At 46.0% G+C, this 23,564-nt stretch carries 29 protein-coding genes and 1 pseudogene; 23 read left to right on the top strand and 7 right to left on the bottom strand.

The genetic code is table 11. From position 1 onward, the window contains the following. Positions 1-29: 29 nt before the first annotated feature. On the bottom strand, positions 30-986 hold the full coding sequence (locus G9F50_RS09430; protein ID WP_025284880.1) for a CgeB family protein: 957 nt from the start codon (positions 984-986) through the stop codon (positions 30-32). A gap of 6 nt (positions 987-992) precedes the next feature. Beyond that, entirely contained in the window at positions 993-1,424 is a 432-nt protein-coding gene (locus G9F50_RS09425) for a hypothetical protein (RefSeq protein WP_044802191.1), read from the bottom strand. 210 nt (positions 1,425-1,634) lie between these two features. On the opposite strand from G9F50_RS09425, the gene cgeC reads away from it, so the two are divergent. The 15 genes and pseudogenes from cgeC (at position 1,635) to G9F50_RS09350 (ending at position 13,403) form a co-directional block, all read left to right on the top strand. Beyond that, a complete protein-coding gene (cgeC, locus tag G9F50_RS09420; RefSeq protein ID WP_007407929.1) occupies positions 1,635-1,934 on the top strand; it encodes a spore maturation protein CgeC in 300 nt (99 codons plus the stop codon). A gap of 64 nt (positions 1,935-1,998) precedes the next feature. Then, positions 1,999-3,270, top strand: a complete 1,272-nt coding sequence (locus tag G9F50_RS09415) for a glycosyltransferase family 2 protein (RefSeq protein WP_060562828.1) — start codon at positions 1,999-2,001, stop codon at positions 3,268-3,270. A 38-nt stretch (positions 3,271-3,308) separates the two neighbouring features. After that, positions 3,309-4,088 carry a GNAT family N-acetyltransferase gene (locus tag G9F50_RS09410; protein ID WP_015240038.1) on the top strand — a complete coding sequence of 260 codons (780 nt, stop codon included), beginning with the start codon at positions 3,309-3,311 and terminating at the stop codon, positions 4,086-4,088. 78 nt (positions 4,089-4,166) lie between these two features. Next, the gene (locus G9F50_RS09405; protein WP_014418145.1) at positions 4,167-4,313 is read left to right on the top strand and encodes a YjcZ family sporulation protein; all 147 of its coding nucleotides are present in this window, start codon (positions 4,167-4,169) and stop codon (positions 4,311-4,313) included. A gap of 137 nt (positions 4,314-4,450) precedes the next feature. After that, positions 4,451-4,897, top strand: a complete 447-nt coding sequence (locus G9F50_RS09400) for an AraC family transcriptional regulator (protein ID WP_060562932.1) — start codon at positions 4,451-4,453, stop codon at positions 4,895-4,897. Between the two features lie 246 nt (positions 4,898-5,143). Further along, positions 5,144-6,475 carry an aspartate aminotransferase family protein gene (locus G9F50_RS09395; RefSeq protein WP_060562829.1) on the top strand — a complete coding sequence of 444 codons (1,332 nt, stop codon included), beginning with the start codon at positions 5,144-5,146 and terminating at the stop codon, positions 6,473-6,475. A gap of 6 nt (positions 6,476-6,481) precedes the next feature. Beyond that, positions 6,482-7,171 carry a CoA transferase subunit A gene (locus G9F50_RS09390; protein WP_060562830.1) on the top strand — a complete coding sequence of 230 codons (690 nt, stop codon included), beginning with the start codon at positions 6,482-6,484 and terminating at the stop codon, positions 7,169-7,171. After that, positions 7,156-7,851 carry a 3-oxoacid CoA-transferase subunit B gene (locus tag G9F50_RS09385; protein WP_015240034.1) on the top strand — a complete coding sequence of 232 codons (696 nt, stop codon included), beginning with the start codon at positions 7,156-7,158 and terminating at the stop codon, positions 7,849-7,851. The genes G9F50_RS09390 and G9F50_RS09385 overlap by 16 nt, the downstream gene beginning before the upstream one ends. After that, positions 7,823-9,124, top strand: a complete 1,302-nt coding sequence (locus tag G9F50_RS09380) for a peptidase (RefSeq protein ID WP_395940735.1) — start codon at positions 7,823-7,825, stop codon at positions 9,122-9,124. Before G9F50_RS09385 ends, G9F50_RS09380 begins: the two co-directional genes overlap by 29 nt. After that, positions 9,087-9,959: a putative beta-lysine N-acetyltransferase gene (ablB, locus tag G9F50_RS09375; protein ID WP_060562832.1), complete on the top strand. Its 873-nt coding sequence runs from the start codon at positions 9,087-9,089 to the stop codon at positions 9,957-9,959. Before G9F50_RS09380 ends, ablB begins: the two co-directional genes overlap by 38 nt. Beyond that, positions 9,956-11,377 carry a lysine 2,3-aminomutase gene (kamA, locus tag G9F50_RS09370; RefSeq protein ID WP_060562835.1) on the top strand — a complete coding sequence of 474 codons (1,422 nt, stop codon included), beginning with the start codon at positions 9,956-9,958 and terminating at the stop codon, positions 11,375-11,377. Before ablB ends, kamA begins: the two co-directional genes overlap by 4 nt. Then, entirely contained in the window at positions 11,374-11,652 is a 279-nt protein-coding gene (locus tag G9F50_RS09365; protein ID WP_012117773.1) for a YokU family protein, read from the top strand. Before kamA ends, G9F50_RS09365 begins: the two co-directional genes overlap by 4 nt. A gap of 74 nt (positions 11,653-11,726) precedes the next feature. Then, positions 11,727-11,951 (top strand): YozE family protein, encoded by a 225-nt coding sequence (locus G9F50_RS09360; protein ID WP_007407941.1) that lies wholly within the window; start codon positions 11,727-11,729, stop codon positions 11,949-11,951. Positions 11,952-12,236: 285 nt separating this feature from the next. Next, positions 12,237-12,577 (top strand): annotated as a pseudogene (locus G9F50_RS20775) (VOC family protein). Positions 12,578-12,722: 145 nt separating this feature from the next. Next, entirely contained in the window at positions 12,723-13,403 is a 681-nt protein-coding gene (locus tag G9F50_RS09350; protein ID WP_003153690.1) for a hypothetical protein, read from the top strand. Here G9F50_RS09350 and G9F50_RS09345 read toward each other — a convergent pair. Next, positions 13,400-13,543 (bottom strand): hypothetical protein, encoded by a 144-nt coding sequence (locus tag G9F50_RS09345; RefSeq protein WP_012117771.1) that lies wholly within the window; start codon positions 13,541-13,543, stop codon positions 13,400-13,402. The two genes, G9F50_RS09350 and G9F50_RS09345, sit on opposite strands and share 4 nt — an antisense overlap. Before the next feature lie 117 nt (positions 13,544-13,660). On the opposite strand from G9F50_RS09345, the gene G9F50_RS09340 reads away from it, so the two are divergent. From G9F50_RS09340 to G9F50_RS09330, 3 genes are all read left to right on the top strand, one after another. Continuing rightward, a complete protein-coding gene (locus G9F50_RS09340; protein WP_003153696.1) occupies positions 13,661-13,834 on the top strand; it encodes a YozD family protein in 174 nt (57 codons plus the stop codon). Between the two features lie 73 nt (positions 13,835-13,907). Then, positions 13,908-14,519 (top strand): phosphatase PAP2 family protein, encoded by a 612-nt coding sequence (locus G9F50_RS09335; RefSeq protein WP_060562839.1) that lies wholly within the window; start codon positions 13,908-13,910, stop codon positions 14,517-14,519. Positions 14,520-14,578: 59 nt separating this feature from the next. Next, on the top strand, positions 14,579-14,899 hold the full coding sequence (locus G9F50_RS09330; protein WP_012117769.1) for a YodL domain-containing protein: 321 nt from the start codon (positions 14,579-14,581) through the stop codon (positions 14,897-14,899). Positions 14,900-14,953: 54 nt separating this feature from the next. Here the strand turns inward: G9F50_RS09330 and G9F50_RS09325 are convergent, their stop codons facing one another. Next, positions 14,954-15,079, bottom strand: a complete 126-nt coding sequence (locus G9F50_RS09325; protein WP_003153701.1) for a hypothetical protein — start codon at positions 15,077-15,079, stop codon at positions 14,954-14,956. Positions 15,080-15,215: 136 nt separating this feature from the next. On the opposite strand from G9F50_RS09325, the gene deoD reads away from it, so the two are divergent. Both deoD and G9F50_RS09315 read left to right on the top strand, forming a co-directional pair. Beyond that, positions 15,216-15,914: a purine-nucleoside phosphorylase gene (deoD, locus tag G9F50_RS09320; RefSeq protein ID WP_003153702.1), complete on the top strand. Its 699-nt coding sequence runs from the start codon at positions 15,216-15,218 to the stop codon at positions 15,912-15,914. An 83-nt stretch (positions 15,915-15,997) separates the two neighbouring features. Next, positions 15,998-16,816 (top strand): M15 family metallopeptidase, encoded by an 819-nt coding sequence (locus tag G9F50_RS09315; RefSeq protein ID WP_007407945.1) that lies wholly within the window; start codon positions 15,998-16,000, stop codon positions 16,814-16,816. Between the two features lie 43 nt (positions 16,817-16,859). Here G9F50_RS09315 and G9F50_RS09310 read toward each other — a convergent pair whose 3' ends face one another. Further along, positions 16,860-17,111 carry a hypothetical protein gene (locus G9F50_RS09310; protein WP_007612011.1) on the bottom strand — a complete coding sequence of 84 codons (252 nt, stop codon included), beginning with the start codon at positions 17,109-17,111 and terminating at the stop codon, positions 16,860-16,862. A gap of 92 nt (positions 17,112-17,203) precedes the next feature. Continuing rightward, the gene (locus tag G9F50_RS09305; protein ID WP_060562841.1) at positions 17,204-17,905 is read right to left on the bottom strand and encodes a class I SAM-dependent methyltransferase; all 702 of its coding nucleotides are present in this window, start codon (positions 17,903-17,905) and stop codon (positions 17,204-17,206) included. A 145-nt stretch (positions 17,906-18,050) separates the two neighbouring features. On the opposite strand from G9F50_RS09305, the gene ctpA reads away from it, so the two are divergent. After that, positions 18,051-19,454 (top strand): carboxy-terminal processing protease CtpA, encoded by a 1,404-nt coding sequence (gene ctpA, locus G9F50_RS09300; protein ID WP_025284869.1) that lies wholly within the window; start codon positions 18,051-18,053, stop codon positions 19,452-19,454. A gap of 60 nt (positions 19,455-19,514) precedes the next feature. Here ctpA and G9F50_RS09295 read toward each other — a convergent pair whose 3' ends face one another. Continuing rightward, a complete protein-coding gene (locus tag G9F50_RS09295) occupies positions 19,515-20,240 on the bottom strand; it encodes a GntR family transcriptional regulator (RefSeq protein ID WP_060562844.1) in 726 nt (241 codons plus the stop codon). Between the two features lie 250 nt (positions 20,241-20,490). Here G9F50_RS09295 and bglA point away from each other — a divergent pair, with 250 nt between their 5' ends. Both bglA and G9F50_RS09285 read left to right on the top strand, forming a co-directional pair. Beyond that, positions 20,491-21,933, top strand: a complete 1,443-nt coding sequence (bglA, locus tag G9F50_RS09290; RefSeq protein WP_060562845.1) for a 6-phospho-beta-glucosidase BglA — start codon at positions 20,491-20,493, stop codon at positions 21,931-21,933. 147 nt (positions 21,934-22,080) lie between these two features. Further along, positions 22,081-23,550 carry a glycoside hydrolase family 30 protein gene (locus G9F50_RS09285; RefSeq protein WP_060562847.1) on the top strand — a complete coding sequence of 490 codons (1,470 nt, stop codon included), beginning with the start codon at positions 22,081-22,083 and terminating at the stop codon, positions 23,548-23,550. The last annotated feature ends 14 nt before the right edge of the window (positions 23,551-23,564 follow it).

Genomic DNA, 23,564 nt, shown 5'->3' with positions numbered 1-23,564 from the left:
CCAAGCTGCTTTTTGATGTGAAGAGCGTTTCATGAGAAAGTCTTGGAACGGATAGCCGCAAGCACAGCCGGAAGCTGGTCATACGTGTACGCCGGTACTGTCTCTTGATAATTAAGCGCCGCGATTTGTTTACGTTCACCCGGGTTTGTCATATAAAAATGGATTTTATCCGCAAAGTCCGCAAGCCCGCTGTAAGAAACAAAGGATGAAAACGGGGGCGCGGGAGAAAGGTCTGTCAGCTGAAAGGCCTGACAAGCCGCAATGTCTAAGCTTCTCGTATTTAAACTGATATTTTCGATGCCGCGTCCGTTCTGATTGAGCGCAAACCGATAAGAACGGTGAGGGTTTAAGACCACGTCTGCGCTGTTATAATATAATGCGGCACGTTCGGGTGCAATCCATTCATCCATTACGAGCACATTTTGCTGCCTGGCGATTTTTTTAGGCAGATGTCTGCGCCATCCCTTCCCGATGATACGAAGCGTATACGGAAGCTTCGCCGCTGCTTTCACCAGTTCAACGCGGTTCGGGTAAGGGTATCCGATCAGAAGCAGATTTGTGTGAAGAGAGGCTTCAGCAGGTTGTTTCTTAAAAAGCCGCTGATTAACGGGGATCGGGACATAATATACGTGCTGTAAGCCCATTTGCCGGTAAGCATCAAGCGCGTTTTGTTCTATCGTCAAAACGGCATCGGCGAAAGGGGCGATTGTCATGCTCACATCGAAATAAAAAGGATCTTCCGTCATCCATAGATAAACGGGAATCTGTTCTGTCTTCAGCCATTGAAGCCATTCAGATGGAATACGGTCTCCCGTCATCATCAGGCTGATGTCTGGTTTGAATGCCCGTATACTGCGGATGGTATCTTCCTCAAACTCAGAAACAGAAAAAAAGCGGACGGAAGACTGTAAAAAGCCTTCCTCGATCCAGCGGTCAAAATACGTGTATATGCCTTTATATCCTGAACGGATATATAAAACGTTCATATGCTGTTACGAAGTGAACGTGACACTTTCAACTTTGTCGACGTCAAGCAATGTTGTAGCAGAGCCTGCCGGTGTAACGGAATTTTCCTGCGTAACAAAAACGATTCCGTGAATTTCGTCAAAGGCAACAAATTGAACCGGGCCGATCATGTCTCCAGAATCCATCACAATGCTGATGACAGTGCCGGGCTGAATTCTTGCAAAAATCCATCTCGCCGCTAATGAAATACCGCTTCCCAATACAGATTGTGCGCTGAGACTGTCTTTCGCCGCTGCTTCATCTATTTTTGCATCAATTGCCGATTCCAATAAATCTTTTACTTTGTTTTCCACATTATCTCCTCCATCTGTGCCGCCAGATAAAGCGCTGTTGTCAAATACAGGGGCTAAAAGAGTTTTCAATAACTCCTTTTTAAGCTCCAAACGATCCTCGCTCATGCGGACATACACCTCCTTTAACAATTTTAACCTCACGTTTATTCATATTCCTGATTGAAGAGATTGGTATAAGTCGAATGCCGTTTTGCTTGTGTTTTTTTCAATATTTAATCAAACAGCTGAATTTTCGAATCAGGCTTTGTTTTGCCTATGCGGATTGTAAGAGTATGACATACGTTGTATAGATAAAAAATGAAGGAGAGGAATACTTTGGATTCAGAAGAAACTGTAAAACACGGGGGTTTTGAGGAGGAATTTCAGCTCGTACTGCTTCTTCTTCTTTTGTTATCCCGTCAGCCGTCCGGAGATCATTCAGATTTGCGGCGTCAGCTTGTAATGGCAAAAGAGCTTGGGGTTCCTGTATCACGCGTCAATCTGATTAACGGCAGCACACTGCAAAACGTAATTGTCAAAGAAGTGCTGTCAGATTTGGCCGTTTTTCAAAATCCGCTCAATAATACGAGATCAAACGTCGCGATTTCAAGCATCGTCAGCTGGGGTGCTTTTTAATAACGGATATCAGGCTCTGTCTCTTTCGGAGCCGTTTTTTACGTTTTACAGAAGGGGTGATGGGATGGAAAAGAAGATCTCAATTATCTTAACGAGTTACAACAAACCGGATCTTGTGAAACAGGCAATTGAAAGTGTTTTGCATCAGACCTACAGCAATTGGGAGCTGTTTGTAATGGATGATCATTCAAATGAAGAAACCTCGGCTGCCATCAGTACGTATATAAAAGATCCTCGCATATATTATGACAACAGTTTTATCAATCCTGCCGAACGGCTGAAGTCGACCCGGTATGCCGTTTTGATTAATGATGCGCTTTCACGGGCTAAAGGCGAATACATCACTTATTTGACAGACGACACCGTATTTCATCCGGATAGGCTCAGCCGCATGGCGGAAGCGCTTAATCAATACAGCGAGTTTGATGCCGTCTATTCCAGCCAGAAGGTGATACATGTAAACGGGCGCGGAACAGAACAATTCCACTTCTATCGTTTGGCTGAAGAGGTGCTTGATCAGGCCGCTTTTCTCGTTGATCACTGTTCAGTGATGCACCGGAGATCATTGCTTGAGCGTGTGAAAGAGAAGTTCGGCAGCTTTTGGGACGAAGATGTTATGCATTGGAATCACGGAGACTCTGTTTTTTGGAGCAGGCTCAACACATTTACATCATTTCTGCCGATAAAAGAAGTGTTGGATACGACCTATAAAACACCCCACTCATTTCAGAACACGTATCAATCGCTTCCGTCTGTCCTGATCGACGGATCCTTTGTAAAGGGGACGGATCAGAAAGTATATCAGCTTGACCGAAATAAAAGGAAGCCTGTAAACGAGCGCTGGCATTCGTTATATGAAGGGCGAACCGTCGTCATTCCGGATCCGTTTTTATTTCAATATGAGGAAGAAAACTCCGTCAGTATTCCGAATTTTCAGCTCGTCAGGGATCAGTTTCATGTTTATTTTATAGAAGACGGGGAGAAAAGGCTGGTTGATCTTAGCGCATTTCGCTTTTACCGATTTAAACGGCATGACATCCCGGCTTTAGAACGGGACGAAATACAAGCGCTTCCGGACGGTCCGCCGATCAGCCGGGGGACATCGGGGTGTATTCAACATCTGCCCGGGAGAATGCTGTTGCGCATTGAACGGGAATTTTATGTTTATTTGAGAGGGGTTCTCCATCCGATCAGTCATGACGTAGCGAAACGCTTTTTTGCGAATCAGAAGGCGATAACCATTTCCTTTCAGCAAATTAAACAATTACCAATTGGAATGCCGTTCTATCCGGTGTACGATGAAATTATGAGAAATCTCAATATAACAAAAGGTTGAGAGATGCAGTTGGATGTGTAAGGAAAAGGAGAGCTTTTATGACCGATCAATTTGATAAAACCGAGAAGCAGTATATAGAGCTTACTTCCGGCATTCAGAGGTTCGAGCATTTCAGTGTATATACGGACCCTTTTTTGCCGCAGATTTTTTCGCATAACTTTGTTCAGCTGCACCGTACATTTCCGTTAGACAAACTGCTGCCGTTTTTTTCGTCCGTTCCGGGCTTGCTTCAAGCCAATTATATTCATGTGAAAGCGGCTCCGGAGCACGCGTTTCCGCTTCTTCTGAAACAAAATCTCGTAAAGCAGGGCTGCGTAGTGGAAGATGAGCTGTTTTTTGCAAGGAAACTGGAAAATGGGGACCTGCAGGCCGGACACCCGCTCACTGCTTGGGGGACGGAAAAAAGCCTCGCCGACGGGTCGTCTATTATGAACATCTATGATGCCCTTTACATTGGCGAGGCGGCGGCCGAACAAAAGCTTGAGCGGAAATATCCTTTGTATAAGGACGGAACGGTTATGCTTGTCGTGTGCTACAGCGACGCCTCGCAAACGATTCCGATCGGCTGCGGAGAGCTTTTCATCAACAAAGCAGATAAAACCGCAAAAATAGAAGAAGTCGCAATTCTGGACCAATTCCAACGAAAAGGCTACGGATCGATATTGATGAATGAGCTGATGGCGGCGGCAAAGCTGAACGGCATGGAAACCGTATACCTTGTGACGTCCGGGATGGACGGTGTAAACCGCTTTTATGAAAAACTCGGCTTCAAAAGATTTCGGCGCGTGCATACAATTTTTCATTATTTTCTTACATAGTTGGGCATTCGCATAAACCAATTGGGAGTTGGCCCGCATACAATGCCGTATATCGTAAGAAGAAAGGATGATTTGCGTATGTACGGATACGGATATGGCTACGGTTGCGGCAGTTTTGGCTATGGTTACGGGCACGGCGGCTGCGGAGGCGGAACCAGCACGTTTGTGCTGATCGTGGTATTGTTTATTTTATTAATCATCGTCGGTGCGGCTTTTATTTGTTAGACTGAAAAAAATCCTATATTGAAAATCAGCCTGCAGAGAACATCACTTTCTGCAGGCTTTTTGTTATATCCATGCTGAAAAATCAGCTTGAAAAACATTTTAATACATATTACCTTTCTGGAGAAGAGGGCGAAAATGTGAACATAACGATTGAAGAATTACCTGAATCAAGAATTGCTTATTTCCGAAACGTCGGAGAGTATGGCGGAAAGCAAAACAAAGAACTGATGGAGTCATTTAAAAGCTGGGCGCAATTGAATGGTCTGCTTGATCATTCTGTCATTTTAGGAATTCCGCAAGATCATCCGAATCGTTCTCCTAAAAAGAAATGCCGCTATGATGTTTGTCTTGTTATCAATCAAGACCATGTGCCTGAACCAGCCCGGATCGGTACATTTTCCGGAGGGAAGTACGCTGTTTTCTTGCTTGATCATACAAAAGAGGCAGTCAGTGGATTTTGGAACACTGTTTTTTCTGAGATCGAAAAAAATAATTTATCAATCAGAGAGCAGCCCATTATCGAAAGGTATACTTTACAAAAGGTGAATCATCATTTGTGTGAAATATTGATTCCCATACGGTAAAGAAGACGGGAATTTTCCGCCTTCTGCTTATACTGATTCAGATCAAAAATGATGGATGATGAGCTGAGCAAAGAATAAAATCAACAATAGGAATAGAATTTCCAGAACGCTCTTCAGGCTGTCGGGACATCTCCGACAGCCTGTTTTACAGAAAGGTATTTTCTGCAAAAAACTTTCTGAAGGATAAGAATGCGGTTATTCATCTGTTCATACAATGAAGCAAATGGGTTTTCGAGGTGGAAAGATATGGGGAGCTATTTAATCAAACCGGAGCTTGACGGGAATTATCCGTCAGTCAGTCATGGAAAGGGATCATATGTGTATGATCAGGAGGGGAACAAGTATCTTGACGGAGCATCGGGGGCGGTCACTTGCAATATCGGCCACGGCACGGAGGATATTATACAAGCTTTAAAAGAGCAGCTTGACTCCGTTTCGTTTGTGTATCGCTCGCAATTCACCAGTACTCCGGCAGAAGAACTCGCTTTATTTCTGGCGGATCATCTGCCGGGCGGGCTGAATTGGTCATTTTTTGTAAACAGCGGATCAGAGGCAGTCGAAACAGCGATGAAAATGGCCGTTCAATATTGGCAGGAAAAAGGGCAATACCAAAAATCCGTCTTTCTATCAAGATGGGGCAGTTACCACGGCATTACTTTGGGAGCGCTTTCATTATCGGGGTTCTACGAACGGAGATACCGCTTCACCCAGTTGCTCGAACGGTTTCCTGCCGTTTCAGCGCCTAATATGTATCGTTCAGAGCTGCAGGGAGAGGAATTTGTGAAAGCTGCGGCGGCTGAACTGGAAACGGCTGTTCAGCGGATCGGTCCCTCATTTATCGCGGGATTTGTCGCAGAACCGATTGTCGGAGCAGCCGGGGCGGCCATCACTCCGCCGGCAGGTTATTATGAAGCGCTTGAGGATGTCTGCCGCCGGCACGGTATTTTGTTTATCGCGGATGAAGTCATGACGGGGCTCGGGAGAACAGGGCGGATGCTTGCTTCTGAGCATTGGAGGATCGCACCTGATATCGCGGTGCTCGGAAAAGGGTTAGGCGCCGGTTACGCTCCGATAGCGGCAGCCGTTGCGTCTGATGACATCATTGAAACGATCAAGCGGGGCTCCGGGGTCATTATGAGCGGACATACGTACAGTGCCAACCCATACTGTGCTAGAGCGGCGCTTGAAGTGCTTCACTATGTTAAGAAACACGAGCTGCTTCGGCAGTCAGAGGAGAAAGGCGTAATGCTGAAGCGGAAATTAGAAGAAATCAAAGAGCGCAGCGGGGTGATTGGGGATGTCCGCGGTAAAGGCCTCCTGATCGGGGTTGAATTCGTTAAGGATAAAACGACGAAGGACGTTTTTTCGAAAAAACAGGCCTTCACCGAAAAAATCATTAAAGCGGCAAAAAAACGGGGCCTGCTTATTTACCCTGCAAAGCCCGGTATTGACAGCGGAGAAGGAGACGCCGTCATCATCGCCCCGCCGTTCACGATTTCATATGCCGAGCTGGATGAGCTGTCAGATCTATTTTCCCAGGCCGCAGAAGAAGTTGAAAAAATGATGAAGAAGGATTGAGCTGATATGTCTATTTTTCATAAAAAAATCGATATTCATGAAGCAATTGCCGATGTCAAGGACGAATCTGTCATTATGTTCGGCGGTTTTGGGGGAGTGGGTTCACCTCCGTCATTAATCGAAGCGATTTTGGAAAGCGGCGTTAAAGAGCTGACCGTCATCTGCAATGATGCCGGATTTCCGGAAATCGGCATCGGCCCGCTTATCGTTCATAAGCGGGTAAAAAGGCTGATCGCTTCCCATATCGGCTCAAATCCTGTCGCGGGCAGACAAATGACTGACGGAGCGCTTGAGGTGGAATTTTCGCCGCAAGGGACGCTTGCTGAACGGATTCGCGCAGGCGGAGCGGGGCTAGGCGGTATATTAACTGATATCGGCATTGATAACGCAACCGTTTGTGAAAACAAAGAAACCGTAACGATTGACGGAAAGTCCTATTTAGTTGAAAAAGCGCTGACGGCTGATTTCGCTTTTGTGTCCGCACATACTGCTGATGAATTCGGGAATCTGACGTTTGACAAAACGGCGCGCAACATGAACCCTCTGATGGCTACGGCGGCCGAAAGAACATTTGCTGAGGCGGCAGAGATTGTGCCTGCCGGCGAACTTGACAGCGAGCATATTGTAACGCCGGGCGTTTTCGTGGAGGGTGTCGTGCAAAGTGAAGGAGTGAAGTGGAAATGGGCTTGGGAATAGCGGAAAGAGAGAGTATCGCGAGGCGGGCCGCGAGTGAAGTTACCTCAGGTATGATTGTCAACCTGGGGATCGGCATTCCTTCTTTAGTGCCGAACTTTCTGCCTGCCGGCATGGAGGTCATGCTGCAGGCGGAAAACGGCGTCCTCGGGATCGGCGGCAGTCCGGAGCGCGGAGAGGAGGATGAGCTTTTATGCAATGCGGCCGGATTTCCTGTCAGTACAGTTAAGGGAGCTTCCTATTTTGATTCAGCTCTGTCTTTTGCCATGATCAGAAAAGGGCTGATAGATATTACCATTTTAGGCGCGCTCCAAGTCAGCAGGACAGGTGATCTCGCCAATTGGCTCGTGCCGGGAAAAAAAGTGCCTGGAATGGGCGGGGCGATGGAGCTTGCCCAAGGCGCGAAAAAAGTAGTTGTCGTCATGAGCCACACCGATCAGAAAGGACGGCCGAAGCTGGTCGAAAGCTGTTCATTGCCGCTTACAGCAGCGGGCTGTGCAGATCTCATCATTACAGAGAAAGCCGTCATCAGCATAGATGATGGGGCTTTTGTTCTTGAGGAACTGCTGAATGGCACGACCATAGACGATGTCATTCAAACAACGGATGCCGAGATCAGATTGGGAGAATGTTTTCTTAAAAGGGGGCCTGTCCATGGATCAATTAGAAAAGAAAGTCACTGAGTGGGCGGAAGAAAACACAGCAAAAGCGGTAAGCTTGCTGAAACGGCTGATCGGGGAAAAAAGCACGTTCGGCCATGAATTTAACGCACAGGCAGTCGTTTTAGAAAAACTGAGACAGTTTGACATGGATATTGATGTATGGGAGCCGAGTGTCAAACATTTGAAAGAGCATCCTTATTTCGTATCGGAACGCGAAGACTTCCATGAAAGCCCGAATATCACAGCTGTAAAGAAAGGGGCCGGGGGCGGAAGATCACTGATACTGAACGGACATATTGATGTTGTCCCGGAAGGAAATCCCGCCGCATGGACGTATGAACCGTTTACCGCTGTTGAAAAGGACGGCAAAGTTTACGGCCGCGGTTCAACGGATATGAAAGGCGGCAATACAGCCCTCTTGTTTGCGTTAGAAGCGCTTGAAACCTGCGGGATTACGTTAAAAGGAGATGTCCTGTTTCAAAGTGTCGTAGATGAAGAGTGCGGCGGCGCGGGAACGCTGTCGGCTGTTATGAGGGGCTACAAGGCTGACGGGGCGCTTATTCCCGAACCGACTAATTTAAAGCTGTTTGTTAAGCAGCAAGGGTCTATGTGGTTCCGCATTACGGTAAGGGGATTGTCCGCACACGGCGGCACCCGCTATGAAGGGGTGAGCGCCATTGAAAAAAGCCTGCATGTCATCACAGCCCTTAAAGAGCTTGAACACGTCCGCAACGCCCGTATCACAGACCCGCTTTATCGGGACGTTCCGATCCCGGTTCCCATTAATATCGGCACCGTCCAAGGGGGAACGTGGCCATCATCGGTAGCTGACCGTGTGGTGATAGAAGGCAGGTGCGGAATAGCGCCGGATGAAACGCCCGAAGCAGTAAAAGAAGAGCTCGCAAGCTGGCTGAAAGATTTGGAGTACCGGGATGAATGGTTTAAACACCACCCGGCGGAAATAGAATGGTTTGGGGCTCAGTGGCTTCCGAATGATCTCCCGGATGAGCATCCGCTGATTTCCGCTCTGGAATCTTCTTTTGAGAAAATGAAAGGGGCAAAACCGGTTCGTGAAGCGTCCCCGTGGGGAACGGACGGAGGGCTTTTGCAGCACGCGGGACAGACGCCGGTCATCGTCTTCGGGCCGGGAGAAGTCAAAGCGGCGCATCAGGCGAATGAATACATTGAAATCCGGGCGTTAATCGATGCCGTCAAAATCATTTCTCTTTTTATCATGGAATGGTGCGGGGTGGCAGATGGGGGTGACGGAGCTGATAAAGGAACTGAGGGCTGAAAAGGGAGCGGCCGAGATTGATGCAGACCGTTTCAATGAGCGGCTCAGAGTCATTCATTATGACGGACAGATCACGGCGCTTATTCCGGCCGTTTTGGCAGAAGCAAAGCAAGAAGGAGCCCAAAAGGTAATTTTCTTTGCCAAGCGCGGCGATGAGCCGGAATTTGTCAAGCATCTTTTTATTGTTGAGGGTGTCATAGACGGGTATTACAACGGGCATGAGGCTGTTGTGATGGTGCGCTATTTAGCAGAGGAACGGAGACGGTCAGATTCATATGTATCAGAAGATTCGACTGTTGACCGTTTACATGAGACACCGCGGCGGGGACTGACTCAGACAGAAAGCGCGCTGATGTTCAGAAAAGCGGACGAAGATGATGCAGACCGTTTAACGCACTTATATAAACATGTTTTTCTTACCTATCCGACTCCTGTCTTTAATCCCCTTTATATTAAAAAAACAATGAGAGAAAACACCATCTATTATGCCGCATTCGATCAGGATCGTCTCATTGGGGCGGCAAGCGCAGATATCAATTCAGTATTGGGGCACGCTGAAATGACCGATTGCGCGGTTCTGTCAGATTACAGGGGGAACTCCGTAACGGCACACTTGTTTAAAGCGTTGGAACAGGAACTCGCGGGCCGGGGAATCATCCATCTTTTTTCCTTGGCCCGTGCAGCGTCTTACGGGATGAATGCCGTTTTGTATCATGCCGGATACGGCTACAGAGGCAGGCTTGTGAACAACTGCCGCATTTCAGAAGGGCTCGAAAATATGAATATATGGTGCAAGACTTTACGTTTGGCCATTCATAAGGAGGAATTCGTTTGACAAACAAATGGTTTCAGCCGAAGCGTCATTGGAAGGAGATTGAATTGTGGAAAGATGTGCCGGAAGACAAGTGGAATGATTGGCTGTGGCAGCTCACCCATACTGTAAGAACCGTCGATGACCTGAAAAAAGTCATTCATTTGACCGAAGAGGAAGAAGAAGGCGTCAGGATGTCTGTAAAAACCATTCCCCTGAACATTACGCCTTATTATGCTTCTTTAATGGATCCCGATAACCCGAGATGTCCGATCCGCATGCAGTCCGTGCCGCTGTCAGAAGAAATGCACAAAACGAAATATGACCTTGAAGATCCGCTGTTTGAAGATGAAGATTCACCGGTTCCCGGTCTTACGCACCGCTATCCCGACCGCGTTCTTTTTCTGGTGACAAATCAATGCTCGATGTATTGCCGATATTGCACAAGAAGGCGTTTTTCCGGACAGATCGGAATGGGGGTGCCGAAAAAACAGCTCGATGCGGCAATCGCTTACATCCGGGAAACGCCGGAAATCCGTGACTGCCTGATTTCCGGCGGAGATGGGCTTTTAATCAACGATCAGATTCTGGAATATATTTTGAAAAACCTGCGTGACATTCCCCATCTTGAAATTATCCGGATCGGAACGAGAGCGCCCGTCGTATTTCCGCAGCGGATAACGGATAACCTTTGTGAGATTTTGAAAAAATATCATCCGGTCTGGCTGAACACTCATTTTAATACGAGCATCGAACTGACGGAAGAATCGGTTGAGGCGTGTGAAAAGCTCGTTAACGCAGGTGTTCCGGTCGGTAACCAGGCCGTTATTTTAGCAGGCATTAACGATTCGGTGCCGATTATGAAAAAACTCATGCATGATTTAGTGAAAATCCGCGTGCGTCCGTATTATATTTATCAATGTGATTTGTCAGAGGGGATCGGCCATTTCAGAGCGCCTGTGTCGAAAGGGCTGGAAATCATTGAAGGACTGAGGGGCCACACAACGGGCTTTGCCGTGCCGACCTTTGTCGTCGACGCCCCGGGCGGAGGCGGTAAAATCGCCCTGCAGCCGAACTACTTGCTCTCCCAAAGTCCGGAGAAAGTTGTGATCAGAAACTTCGAAGGAGTGATTACATCTTATCCCGAGCCGGAAAACTATATCCCGAATCAAGCCGACGACTATTTTGAATCTGTTTTTCCGGGAACGATGGCCAAACGCGAGCCGGTCGGACTGAGCGCCATTTTCGCGGACAAAGAGGTTTCGTTCACACCGGAAAATGTATCGAGGATCGACAGGAGGAAAACGTTCACATCAAACCCTGATCATGAAACGCTGAAAGACCGCAGAGAAAAGAGAGATGAATTGAAAGAAAAGAAATTTATTGCACAGCAAAAGAAAGAGCAAAAAGCAGGATCGGAAGTCGGAGGTGAATCGCCGTGAAGCCATGCGAGTGGTGCGGCAATCAGAAGGCGTCAGCTTGTCAGGCGGCTGTGTACTGGGAGCTTCCTGACGGTACGAGGGCCATAGAAATTACAGAAACACCCGCATTCGCCTGTTCCTCCTGCGGCATGACTTATCAGGAGGAAGCGGTCATAGCGGAAATCGAAAATCAGCTTTTTTTAGTCAATGCAAAAAAATTACCGGAAACACTCACATATCAAGAGCTGATGGAGACAGAACGGATCTTGAAACGGAATTATTTTGACTTCTCCTAGTCTTCTTTTGTTGTAATTTCACACTTGAATTGTATAATAGTACAACAAAAGACAGTCATCAGGAGGGGAAACCCATGAAATCCTTTTATCACTATTTGATGAAATACAGGCATCCCAAGCCGCAGGACGCAATCAGCCAGTTTGCGAATCAGGCATACGAAGATCACGGCTTTCCGAAAACGTCAAGCGATTATCACGAGCTCAGTTCTTATTTAGAACTGAGCGCCGACTATTTAGAAACGATGGCGACATTTGATGAAGCTTGGGAAAAATATGAGACCGAGGTGCATCACGCCTGACGAAAAACCGCACATTGTGCGGTTTTTTTCTGTTGAAATGACTCGCTTATGAGGTGCCGTATGATCAAATCCCGCAACGCCGTCCGTTTTGATCAGCACGTAAACACATCTTCCTGCCGGCACATATCATAATCAGGCAGGAGAAGGTATAGCTCCAGATTTCACCGGATCAGGCCTGCTGCCGGCGGGGTCCCGTGTAAGGAACCGCTTTTCACGGAGAAGTAATCAAACATTTAAATGAAGTGAGGGGAATCAAATGATCCATTAGGTAAGCCTGATGAGGCACTGACGTTTGGACGGAAAAGGGAATTTTATGTGACAAGGTTGAAGCGGATTGAAGTTGTGCCTTCATTGAAAGCCGAAACGAGTTTGGTTGTTCATGATAAACAAGCCATTGCAAATATGCAGCCTGAATTGAATCTCCATACACCTTCGATGATGTGTTTCACGGCAAATCTTGAACATCACGGCGGTGATATTGTCAACATGCCTTCGGGCCGGGTATTTACCTTTGCGTCATAGAGAAAAAAACAAAGACTCATAAAAAATAGAAGCTTTTTGTCTCAGCATTGTTACTGCTCATTCGATCGAGAGCGGAATGTCATCGGACGCTTCTGTTACGGTAAGTGAAAAAACGCACAAGCATGTTGCGGTTTTTGCCATTTTGAACAGGTACAGAAATAGATATTTCCTGTGGTTTTCATGCCCATGCGAAATGATGGCGGCCGGCATACGATAGCGTATGACAGTCCGCGGCAAGGGGGAGACAGCATGAAGCCAGATAAACCGAAATTTCAAGTGGGAGACATCGTGGTCGTCGTGATGTACGGAACCGTCGGCACCATTACGAAGGTTCATCAAATTGATAAACATTATCTTTACGAAGTCAATCATAATGAAGTGCTTTATTTTGAATCGTCCATCCAGCTTTATAAAGATTATGAGGGCGTGATCGTCGATATGGAAAAATTGGATATTGAATATGAATTTCTGATCGGCGACGTAGTATATGTAAAGGACTACGGAAAGGAATTATTCCGTGTCATCGGCCACAGAACTGAAATATGGAGATATTTAGAGGATGGCTGGGAGGATATTATTTATGAGCTGACTCGGCTGAAAGACGGAGAGTGGCTTGAAACGGAGGAAGAGGATCTCACGCTGGTTCTGAGAAAATATGAAATGGATCAGTTTGTGCATCAGCTGCTGTTTGTCCACTATGTTGGGGAAGCATCTCATGAGATCGGCGAGGATACCGTCGCGTCTGCTCTTCTTCAGTTTGAAGGCGATGCTGATGATCCCGATGCCCTGCATGTGCTGGCGGTATCGATTGTAGATGAGCTGCTTGATATTTATAACGATTATAAGATTCTTTATCATTTGTTCGGTGACGAAGAATATAAAGATATGATGAATTTTGTGCTGGAAAGCCTGCGGGAGCATTTCAGCTAGCCGGCAAAAAAACGGACGGTGACATATAAAAACCAGGGCAGACAGCCGGCAAAGATTACAAACGACATTCCTTTCAGCACTTTTTCCAATACGATATCAAATCCATCTCCGTCCAATAAAGCCATCATTTTCGTCATCATCTTTTCTCCCTCCGGGGCTTGTTTTTTAAAAGTATATGAGCGGACAAAACGTTTAGAACTTTCGGGTATAATTTGAACGGTTTTTTCATAAAACATAAAAAAGGAGGCGGTGTTTGCATGAAAGAAATAGATCTTGTGATTGACACAGAAGAAATAGCTGATTATTTTTACAGTCAGCTTGCTATGCGCGGGTACATACCGAGTGAAGAGGAAATCTTCGAAATAGCCGACATCACCTTTGATTATTTATTAGAAAAATGTATGATAGACGAAGAGCTTGATGAAGACTGAAACTGCGGAACCGAAGTGAAAAAGCTTCGGTTTTTTCAATCAGCTCGGGAGAATGAAACATGGGGGGAAAACGTTGTACAAGCCAGCAAGTCTTTTCGCATTGTTTATTCTGCTCGCAGCAGCGATCCGGATAGAAGCCGTCCGGGTTTTTGATGAGCGTGTGATAGAAGCGGCTGTCAGGATCAGGGCTCCCTGGCTGAATGAATTGATGTTATGGATAACGGAGCTCGGCACGACCGCGGTGCTTTTGCCGCTCCTTCTTTTGACAGGCGCGGCTCTGTATATGTACAAAAAAACGCCGGATGTTGTTTTTTTGCCGCTTCTCTTTCTCATTGAACGGATTGTAAACATAAAAATAAAAGAATTGATTGAAAGAGCCAGACCTGCTTTTGAACCGCTCGTCCATGAAACCTCATACAGTTTTCCGAGCGGCCACTCCATGAATTCGGCAGTGATGTATCCCGTCATCGCTTACTTTTTGATCAAGCATGTTCCGTTTTTCACGAAAAGAAAACGGGCCGTCACCGTTTTTACCGGGGTTCTCGTCATTCTGATCGGATTCAGCAGAATTTATTTGGGCGCGCATTTTCCGACGGATGTGCTTGCCGGATTCAGTCTCGGACTTTGCTTCGTTTCGCTTTTTGCGCTCTTTGACGAAAAGTATCATCCGTTTCGACAAAAATAGAGACAGGAAAAATGAGAAAAAACGCTAATACTATTAAGAAATAAGAGGGAGGGATCTTGATGCTGTTATCGCTGCCCGTGTTTAAAAAAAAGATTTGCGCCTATGATGTGACGATTTTTCAAACACCCCGCTACGGCGAGAAAAAGGGATACAGGGTCGTCTATCGGACAGAGCTGGCCGCTGACAATCATCAAGACGCACTGGAAAGGGCATTTTCTGTTTTTAATGTGCCTGATACGGTCCCAAACGACTATCAAGCCAGATTCATAGCGACCGGAGATGTCATACTCATAGACGAAGGAAGAAAAGGAAAGACCTATTACAGGCTTAACCCTGCGGGATGGAGCAAAATTAACCGGCTGCTCGTCCAGCCGAGGTAAGACGGGGCCGGCTGAATCTTCAGCCGGCTTCCGTATTGTCTGGGAAAGACAGTGTTAAGGCTTCCGTTTAGCGGCGGAATGCTCTTTTCCATGCGCTTCATCAGCTGCAATGACGTCTGAAACGGGCACGTGATTGTTCTTTTTCTGGCCGGTCACCCGGTTGCGCTGTTTTTTGCCCATTATGTTCACTCCTTTTTCTTTAGGCTTGTCATCCCGCATATTCTGCCCAAGATCGCCCTGATCATGCTGATGATTGTCTCTTACCGTTATTCAGTGTACAATGGGTGGGAGTTTGAATAGGCAGGAGGAAAAGGAAATGAGTGTACATATAAACGCAGAAAAAGGCCAAATTGCGGATACAGTGCTTTTGCCGGGAGATCCGCTCAGAGCGAAATTTATTGCGGAAACTTATCTTGAAAATGTGGAATGCTATAATGAAGTCAGAGGAATGTACGGATTTACGGGTACATATAACGGCAAAAAAGTATCAGTCCAAGGCACCGGCATGGGTGTTCCGTCTATCTCTATTTATGTGAATGAACTGATTCAGAGCTATGATGTTCAAAACTTAATCAGAGTCGGCTCATGCGGAGCCATCCGTAATGACGTGAAGGTGCGTGACGTGATTTTGGCTATGACGTCTTCAACTGATTCACAGATGAACCGTGTCGCCTTCGGCAGTGTAGATTATGCTCCTTGCGCAGACTTCGAACTGCTTCATAAAGCGTACCAGGAAGCGCAAAAAAACAATCTTCCCGTAGCGGTCGGAAGCGTATTCACCGCCGATCAGTTTTACAATGAAGACTCCCAAATCGAAAAGCTTGCCAGATACGGCGTTCTCGGCGTAGAGATGGAAACGACTGCTTTATATACGCTTGCCGCTAAATACGGCAAAAAAGCGCTGTCTATCCTGACTGTAAGCGATCACGTATTAACGGGAGAAGAAACAACGGCAGAAGAGCGTCAAACGACTTTTCATGATATGATTAAACTGGCGCTGCATACTGTATCGTAAACTTGAGATGAGGGTTATGCTGATTAAAGCAGCCCTCTTCTTTATGCATCGCCCTGATTCAAAAAAAGAAAGGTAAGTGTAAAATGAAGAAATCCACTAAATGGTTCTCGCTCGCTGCCGCTCTCAGCGTAACCGCAATCGTGGGAACCGGCTGCAGCATTTCAGGCGGCGACAGCCACAAGGACACAAAAACAGCAGCTGAGACAAAACAATCAGATGACACATCAAGCAAAAAAACAACGAAGGCAGAAAACAGCGATTTTGTATTGGAGAGCAAATATTTTAATGATATTAAAGAAGTGAACGGGCTTGAGACCATTCAAAACCCGACAAATACACTTGCGCTCGTGAATAAGACATACACGCTGCCGGGAGATTATAAACCGAATGATCTCGTGATCCCGAAAGTCGAATTTTCTTTTACTGAGAAAATCGAGAAACGATATATCCGCAAACCTGCCGCCGATGCTTTGGCGGAACTATTCAGCGCCGGGAAAAAAGAAGGTTATGACCTGGTTGCTGTTTCAGGATACCGCTCTTATGACAGACAGAAAGTTATTTTCGATAATGAAGTCAGTCTGAAAGGTGAAAAAAAGGCGAAAGAAGCCGTCGCATATCCGGGGCAAAGCGAACACCAGACGGGGCTTGCCATGGACATTTCCAGCAAAAGCAACGGATATGAGCTGAATGAAGCGTTCGGAAACACGGCGGACGGCAAATGGGTGAAAGACCATGCGTATGAATACGGCTTTATCATCCGCTATCCTAAAGGCAAAGAAAATGTCACAAAGTATGAGTATGAACCATGGCATTTACGCTATGTAGGCAAAAAAGCGGCAAAAGCCATCCATGACCATCAATTAACACTTGAAGAATATTTTAATGAAGTAAAGAAAGTGTAATAAGAAGAAGCCCGCTTGAAAAATAGAAAGCGGGCTTTCTTTATTACCAGAAGAGTAAACCTCCAAGCGCAAATCCGGTAATTAAACCAAGGCCGATACCGTAGGCTGCTCCCCAGCCTCCCCAGCCTCCCCAATAGCCGAACCCGTATCCTCTGTGACGGCCGCCGACAGGGGCGATATACACTTTGCTGTTAGTCACCCGTACGATTCTTCCGACGTGGACTCTGCCGTTTCGTTCTGTAATTCTTGCTACTTTTCCCTGGTGCTGCCGGCAAAGATGATAATAGTTTTGCATCTTTTCTCCTCCTATCCAACCTATCTTTCTATGTCAGCTTATGATAGAGTGCGGTAAAAAGGTTGGACGAAAACAGGAGGACAATCGCCGTTTTACTTGTAAGCGACAAAAGCGCAGTGTCCCATATATTCACGGTACGTCTGCATAAGCTCGTAATGAGCCGTCAGCGTATCGTAGTGAACCGGCTGAATAACGGGCGATAAATCCATTTCTGTAGTCGGCTCCTGCGCATTGTTTTCAAAGACAGCGGGAATGAAATCCGCTTTCTGAAAGCCTTGCTGAAGCAATCTCTGTTTCCATGCCGTTTCATCCTGCAATACGGTAAAACCGTAGAAGTCTTTTATCTGCGTGATGGCGTTTTCCGGCATGGGCTTTTGTAAAGCAGCTTCAATGCCGATCAGCATACCCCCGGGTTTAAGGACCCGCAGGATTTCAGACAGCGATGAATCAAGATTTGAAAAGGTGAGAACTGATTCGGAAAGAACGGCGGAAAATTGATTTTCAGCAAACGGAAGCCGCTCAAGCTCCGCCAAATAGCCCGGAATGGTTAAGCCTTCAGCGGCAAATCGTTTTGCTGCTTTTTCAAGCATAAGGGGATCCTTATCAACACAGGTGACGGGGTACAGCAGGAGGCCGAGATAAGCGGCCGTCTGTCCCGTTCCGCAGCCGGCGTCAAGAATCGGTTCGCCAGGAGGAGGAGCCGCTTTTGTGAGAACGGCTTTGGAAAAAGCGAGCCCGCCGGGGTGAGCCCCTCCGACTCCGAATAAGGACAGCATTTCTAAATATTTGCTCAAAGGCCGAATCCTCCTTTTTCCTCAGCATATGTTGAGAGAAAAGCATAGGTTTGGGTAAACGGGAAAGAAGGGCGCCTCACGTTTGAAGTTGACGAATGAGCGTTCGTCTATGATAATAATGTAAGAATAAAAAGGTGGTGTTTTCTTGAAGCGGCAATTTAAACTGTTTTTTATTATATTGATCACCGCGGTCGCAGCCTCGGCGCTTACGCTGTTTATCACGGGCAATACGACCATTTTCGGACAAGGCTCGGCTGCTTTGACGAACAGCAAATTTGAGAAATTCAATAAAGCCTACGAGCAGATTAAAAGTGATTACTATCAAAAAACAGATGACAGCAAATTAGTAGACGGAGCGATAAAAGGCATGATCAGTTCCCTGGATGATCCATATTCTTCTTATATGGATCCGCAGGAAGGAAAGTCTTTTGAAGAAACCATTTCCGCTTCGTTTGAAGGCATCGGCGCACAAGTGGAAGAAAAGGACGGCAGCATCCTGATCGTATCGCCGATTAAAGGGTCACCCGCGGAAAAAGCGGGGGTTAAACCGAATGACCAGATCTTGAAGGTAAACGGCAAAAGCGTTAAAGGCCTTAATGTAAACGAAGCCGTCGCATTAATCCGCGGCAAAAAGGGAACAAACGTCAAGCTTGTGCTGCACAGAGCGGGTGTCGGCGATCTGAACCTGTCGATCAAACGTGACACCATTCCGGTTGAAACGGTGTACTCTGAAATGAAAAAAGGAGACATCGGCGAAATCCAAATCACATCCTTCTCCGAATCGACGGCAAAAGAGCTGAATTCAGCCATTGACAGCCTCGAAAAACAAGGAGCGAAAGGATACATTCTCGATTTAAGGGGCAACCCAGGCGGACTGATGGATGAAGCCATCAAAATGAGCAACATGTTTATCGATAAAGGGAAAAATATCATGCAGGTCGAATACAAAGACGGCACGAAAGAGGTCATGAAAGCGACGAAAGAGCGAAAAGTGACAAAACCGACAGTCGTCCTCGTCAATGACGGCACCGCGAGCGCCGCAGAAATCATGTCGGCTGCGCTGCATGAATCATCGGGCATTCCGCTGATCGGCGAGAAAACGTTCGGAAAAGGAACCGTGCAGACGGCAAAAGATTACAGCGACGGTTCTACCGTTAAACTGACAATCGCTAAATGGCTGACAGCGGACGGAGAGTGGATTCATAAAAAAGGCATCAAACCGCAATATCAGGTTAAGCTTCCTGAATATGCGAACCTGCCGTATTTAGATGCGAAAAAAACATACAAATACGGGGATTCCGGAACCACCGTCACCAATGCGCAAAAAATGCTGAAAGCGCTGGGGTACAGCGTGAAAGTAAACGGCACGTATGATAAAGCATTTGAACAAGCAGTTAAACAATTCCAAGCAAAAGAGAAACTGAAACAAACAGGCATTATAACGGGAGACACAACGGCAAAATTGATGACAGATCTGCAAAAACAGCTTGCGGACAACGATACACAAATGAAAAAAGCCGTTGAAACATTAAATAAGAATATGAAATAGTAAAAAACACCCGGTGCGCCGCTCGCGCATTGGGTGTTTTCTGTTTGCGAAAAGCCCGTCTTATGTCGTTTCCTGTTCAAAAAGGTGGCTGTTCGCCTGAATGAAAAACTGTGATTGCTCATAGTGATAGGTGACTTTTGAGTAGTCAAACGGCTGGCCGTTGGTTAAATGAAAAATCGTTTCAACGCAAAGCTTAGGCGCTCCTGTAAATAGACCTAAGTACTCCGCTTCTTCCTCATTTAACATCCCCGCGTACAGATATAAATCTGAAAAACCGCGCTTTAACCCGAGACCTTCTCGAATATAATCAAATATTGATTCTGCCACGATCTCTTTATTCAAATACGTAATAATGGATTTGTTGTAAAATGACTCTTCGATACACAATGTCAGCCCGTCAATATATCGGATTCGCTTGACATAATACACGTCGCCGTCAGGTGGCATATTCAGATTTTGGGCAGCCTCAGGCGTGGGTTTTCTCACTTCCAGCGCTAATAATTTGGAAGTGACATTAAAATCTTCAAGTGATTCTTTAAATCCCTGATTAGAAAGCAGACTGATATACCCTTTTCTTTTATTCCGTCTGACAAAAATGCCGCTTCCCCTCACTTGAAACACAATCCCCTTTTTTTCTAATAAATCTAAGGACTTGGTGATCGTGCTTTTGCTCACGTTAAACCGGCTCATTAAGGTTTGCAGCACAGGCAGTTTATCCCCTTGCTGCAGCTGATGTTCTTCTATGTATTTTTCAATATCTATCGCGATTTGCTGGTATTTTAACATATACATTCCTCATTCATTTATTGTCCCGCTTCTTTCAGAATTATAGCATAATCGTTTTTAAAAGCCATTTCGTAAATTAACTATAATTGTTTTATGTGTTGATAAATTATACCGGTACAATTATAATGTAAGCGTATAATATGAAAATAAAGGCAGGAATTCTTCTGCACTTGCGAAGCGGATGCTTGAAGCGGCTGCAGTGCATTTATTCGGCATGCAAGCGGCAGTCAAATAAAGGAGGATATAAACGATGGGGACATTGCCAAAAGATTTTTTATGGGGAGGCGCTCTGGCCGCCCACCAATTTGAAGGGGGATGGAATAAAGGCGGCAAGGGGCCGAGTGTAGTGGACGTCATGACGGCAGGCGCGCATGGTGTGCCCCGGAAAATAACAGATACAATTGAAGAGCGGGAATTTTATCCGAATCATGAAGCGATCGATTTTTATCATCGTTATAAAGAGGACATCGCATTATTCAGCGAGCTGGGTCTGAAATGTTTAAGAACGTCCATCGGCTGGAGCAGAATTTTTCCTAAAGGTGATGAAGCCGAGCCCAATGAGGAAGGATTGGCTTTTTACGACCGGGTGTTTGATGAATTGCTGAAACATGGGATTGAACCGGTAATCACGTTGTCACATTTTGAGATGCCGCTGCATTTGGCGAGAGAATACGGCGGTTTCAGAAACAGAAAAACAGTCGGATTTTTTGTGAAATTCGCTGAAGTGTGTTTTGAACGCTATAAACATAAGGTGAATTATTGGATGACGTTTAACGAAATCAATAATAAGATGGATGTGAATAATCCGATCTTTTTATGGACGAACTCGGGCGTCGCCGTCAAAGAAAACGAAAACGCAAAAGAAGTCATGTATCAGGCCGGCCATCACGAACTGCTGGCAAGCGCATTGGCTGTTTCGAAGGGAAGAGACATCAATCCCGAGTTCAGGATCGGCGCGATGGTATCACATGTTCCGATTTACCCGTACTCATCTCACCCCGACGATGTGATGCTGGCTGAAGAAACGATGAGACAGCGTTTTTTCTTCCCGGACGTGCAGGTTCGCGGATATTATCCAAGCTATGCGTTAAAAGAGTTTGAAAGAGAAGGCTATCAGATACACTTTGAAGACGGTGATGAAGAGATTTTGAAAAACGGCCGAGTGGACTACCTCGGATTCAGCTATTACATGTCTACAACCGTAAAAAGTGATGTATCAAACGATAATACCGGGGATGTCGTAAACGGAGGATTGCCAAACGGCGTGGAAAATCCTTATATTACAGCGAGTGATTGGGGCTGGGCGATTGACCCGACCGGTTTACGGTACACATTAAACCGCTTATACGACCGCTACCAGATTCCGTTATTTATCGTGGAAAACGGATTTGGCGCCATCGACACATTAGAAGAGGACGGTTCAATTCATGACACTTCAAGAATTGAATATTTATCGTCACATATAAAAGCTTTGAAAAGAGCAATCACATATGATGGTGTGGATGTAATGGGCTATACACCATGGGGAATTATTGATATCGTGTCATTTACAACCGGAGAAATGAAAAAACGCTACGGCATGATTTATGTTGATCGGGATAATGAAGGCAACGGTTCAATGAGGCGGCTTAAGAAAGACTCATTTGAATGGTATAAAAAAGTGATTGAAACAAACGGCTCATATGTATCCTAAAGGTGTAAAAAGGGAAGGCTTCACCGTTGTGTGAAGCCTGCTTTTTATCAGTAATTTTGAAAGCGCATTCATTTAAGCGGGAAGGAGGTGACTGTCCGGCTTTTCATTTAGAATTGCTTATAAAAATAAGGAAAGGGATGGTGGTTCATGTTTTTTAAAAAAGGTCTGCACATAACGCTGGTTTTTCTTATGTTTTTCTTTTTCATATCAAGCAGCATGGAAACCGAAGTGTATGCAGCTGATCGGAAGGCTTCAGACAAAAACAAAGTAAGGGTGTGGTTCAGTTCTGAAAAAGATCCGGCTTCCCGTACGTGGTATAACGGGCCGCTAGAAGTGAAATACGCCTTAGACGAACAAACACCGCTTACATTGACAAAAAAGAAGGCATCTGACTCCGCTGCCGTGTATATTGATCCGTCGCACCGCTATCAAAGTGTGTTAGGCGTAGGATCGTCCCTGGAAGAATCCACAATCCATAATTTATCAAAAATGACACCCGCAAAAAGAAAAGAAGTGCTGAAAAAACTCGTTGATCCCAAAGATGGTATCGGAATGGACGTTATGCGCATAACGATCGGGACATCTGATTTTACAGCACAGGAATTTTATACGTATGATGATATGCCTGAAGGCCAAACAGATCCTAAGCTCCGTCATTTCTCGATCCAAAAGGATATTGATTTACACATTACAGCAACCATCAAGGAAGCGCTGGCGATAAATCCGGAACTGAAAATCATTGCCTCACCGTGGAGCCCGCCGGCTTGGATGAAAACGAATGAAAACCTCAAGCGGGGAAAGCTGAAAGATAAATATATCGGTGCACTGGCCGTTTACTTCCGCAAATTTATTGAGGCGTACGAAAAGCAAGGAATTCCGATTTATGCGATGACCCTTCAAAATGAACCTTTGCTGGAAATCGACTATCCGAGCATGTATATGCCGCCGTCTCAGCAGCGTAAACTGGCACTGGCCTTAAAAAAAGAAATGAAACAACACGTAATTGACACGAAAATTTGGATTTATGATCACAATGCGAGCGGGGCGTGGAACTATATTCCGCCGATTTTAGATGATAAAAAAGGAAACCGGGCGGCAGACGGCATCGCTTTTCACGATTATGACGGTGACCTTTCCGTCATGTCGGAAATCGGAAAGAGATATCCTGATCAATCTATTCACTTAACGGAGCGGTCTGTCTGGGGGACGGCAGGGGCGGACCGGATCGCGCAGTATTTCCGCAATGGCGCGTCAAGCTACAATGCGTGGGTGACGATGCTCGACAGTCAAATCAAGACGCATCATTGGATAGGCACCCCAGACCCGACGCTGTTTATTCAGGATGCTAAAAACCCTGACCGCTATTGGAATATCCCGATCTTTCATATGACAGGCAACTTTTCAAAATTTATCGATCGGGGAGCAAAGCGGATAGAAAGTAATTACGGCTCCAAAAACACAGTCTCGAATGTATCGTTCCTTAATCCTGATCAATCCATTGTGACAGTCGTAATCAACCAGACATCCGCCGATCAAAAATTCCATGTCGTTTCAGAAAATCGGCAGTTTGAAGCTGTCATCCCGGCTAAAACCGTGGCTACCTACAAATGGAAGTGAAAAAAAGTAAAAAA

Source organism: Bacillus sp. EKM206B (assembly GCF_011066015.1).
GTDB lineage: Bacteria > Bacillota > Bacilli > Bacillales > Bacillaceae > Bacillus > Bacillus velezensis.
This window is presented reverse-complemented; position numbering and strand designations above follow the sequence as displayed.

Excerpts from the sequence above, each read along its gene's own strand:
- G9F50_RS09430 (WP_025284880.1), bottom strand. The coding sequence starts at position 986 with ATGAACGTTTTATATATCCGTTCAGGATATAAAGGCATATACACGTAT.
- G9F50_RS09425 (WP_044802191.1), bottom strand. The coding sequence starts at position 1,424 with ATGAGCGAGGATCGTTTGGAGCTTAAAAAGGAGTTATTGAAAACTCTT.
- G9F50_RS09415 (WP_060562828.1), top strand. The coding sequence starts at position 1,999 with ATGGAAAAGAAGATCTCAATTATCTTAACGAGTTACAACAAACCGGAT.
- G9F50_RS09410 (WP_015240038.1), top strand. The coding sequence starts at position 3,309 with ATGACCGATCAATTTGATAAAACCGAGAAGCAGTATATAGAGCTTACT.
- G9F50_RS09405 (WP_014418145.1), top strand. The coding sequence starts at position 4,167 with ATGTACGGATACGGATATGGCTACGGTTGCGGCAGTTTTGGCTATGGT.
- G9F50_RS09395 (WP_060562829.1), top strand. The coding sequence starts at position 5,144 with ATGGGGAGCTATTTAATCAAACCGGAGCTTGACGGGAATTATCCGTCA.
- G9F50_RS09390 (WP_060562830.1), top strand. The coding sequence starts at position 6,482 with ATGTCTATTTTTCATAAAAAAATCGATATTCATGAAGCAATTGCCGAT.
- G9F50_RS09385 (WP_015240034.1), top strand. The coding sequence starts at position 7,156 with ATGGGCTTGGGAATAGCGGAAAGAGAGAGTATCGCGAGGCGGGCCGCG.
- G9F50_RS09380 (WP_395940735.1), top strand. The coding sequence starts at position 7,823 with ATGGATCAATTAGAAAAGAAAGTCACTGAGTGGGCGGAAGAAAACACA.
- ablB (WP_060562832.1), top strand. The coding sequence starts at position 9,087 with ATGGGGGTGACGGAGCTGATAAAGGAACTGAGGGCTGAAAAGGGAGCG.
- G9F50_RS09360 (WP_007407941.1), top strand. The coding sequence starts at position 11,727 with ATGAAATCCTTTTATCACTATTTGATGAAATACAGGCATCCCAAGCCG.
- G9F50_RS09350 (WP_003153690.1), top strand. The coding sequence starts at position 12,723 with ATGAAGCCAGATAAACCGAAATTTCAAGTGGGAGACATCGTGGTCGTC.
- G9F50_RS09345 (WP_012117771.1), bottom strand. The coding sequence starts at position 13,543 with ATGATGACGAAAATGATGGCTTTATTGGACGGAGATGGATTTGATATC.
- G9F50_RS09340 (WP_003153696.1), top strand. The coding sequence starts at position 13,661 with ATGAAAGAAATAGATCTTGTGATTGACACAGAAGAAATAGCTGATTAT.
- G9F50_RS09330 (WP_012117769.1), top strand. The coding sequence starts at position 14,579 with ATGCTGTTATCGCTGCCCGTGTTTAAAAAAAAGATTTGCGCCTATGAT.
- G9F50_RS09325 (WP_003153701.1), bottom strand. The coding sequence starts at position 15,079 with ATGGGCAAAAAACAGCGCAACCGGGTGACCGGCCAGAAAAAGAACAAT.
- deoD (WP_003153702.1), top strand. The coding sequence starts at position 15,216 with ATGAGTGTACATATAAACGCAGAAAAAGGCCAAATTGCGGATACAGTG.
- G9F50_RS09315 (WP_007407945.1), top strand. The coding sequence starts at position 15,998 with ATGAAGAAATCCACTAAATGGTTCTCGCTCGCTGCCGCTCTCAGCGTA.
- G9F50_RS09310 (WP_007612011.1), bottom strand. The coding sequence starts at position 17,111 with ATGCAAAACTATTATCATCTTTGCCGGCAGCACCAGGGAAAAGTAGCA.
- G9F50_RS09295 (WP_060562844.1), bottom strand. The coding sequence starts at position 20,240 with ATGTTAAAATACCAGCAAATCGCGATAGATATTGAAAAATACATAGAA.
- bglA (WP_060562845.1), top strand. The coding sequence starts at position 20,491 with ATGGGGACATTGCCAAAAGATTTTTTATGGGGAGGCGCTCTGGCCGCC.
- G9F50_RS09285 (WP_060562847.1), top strand. The coding sequence starts at position 22,081 with ATGTTTTTTAAAAAAGGTCTGCACATAACGCTGGTTTTTCTTATGTTT.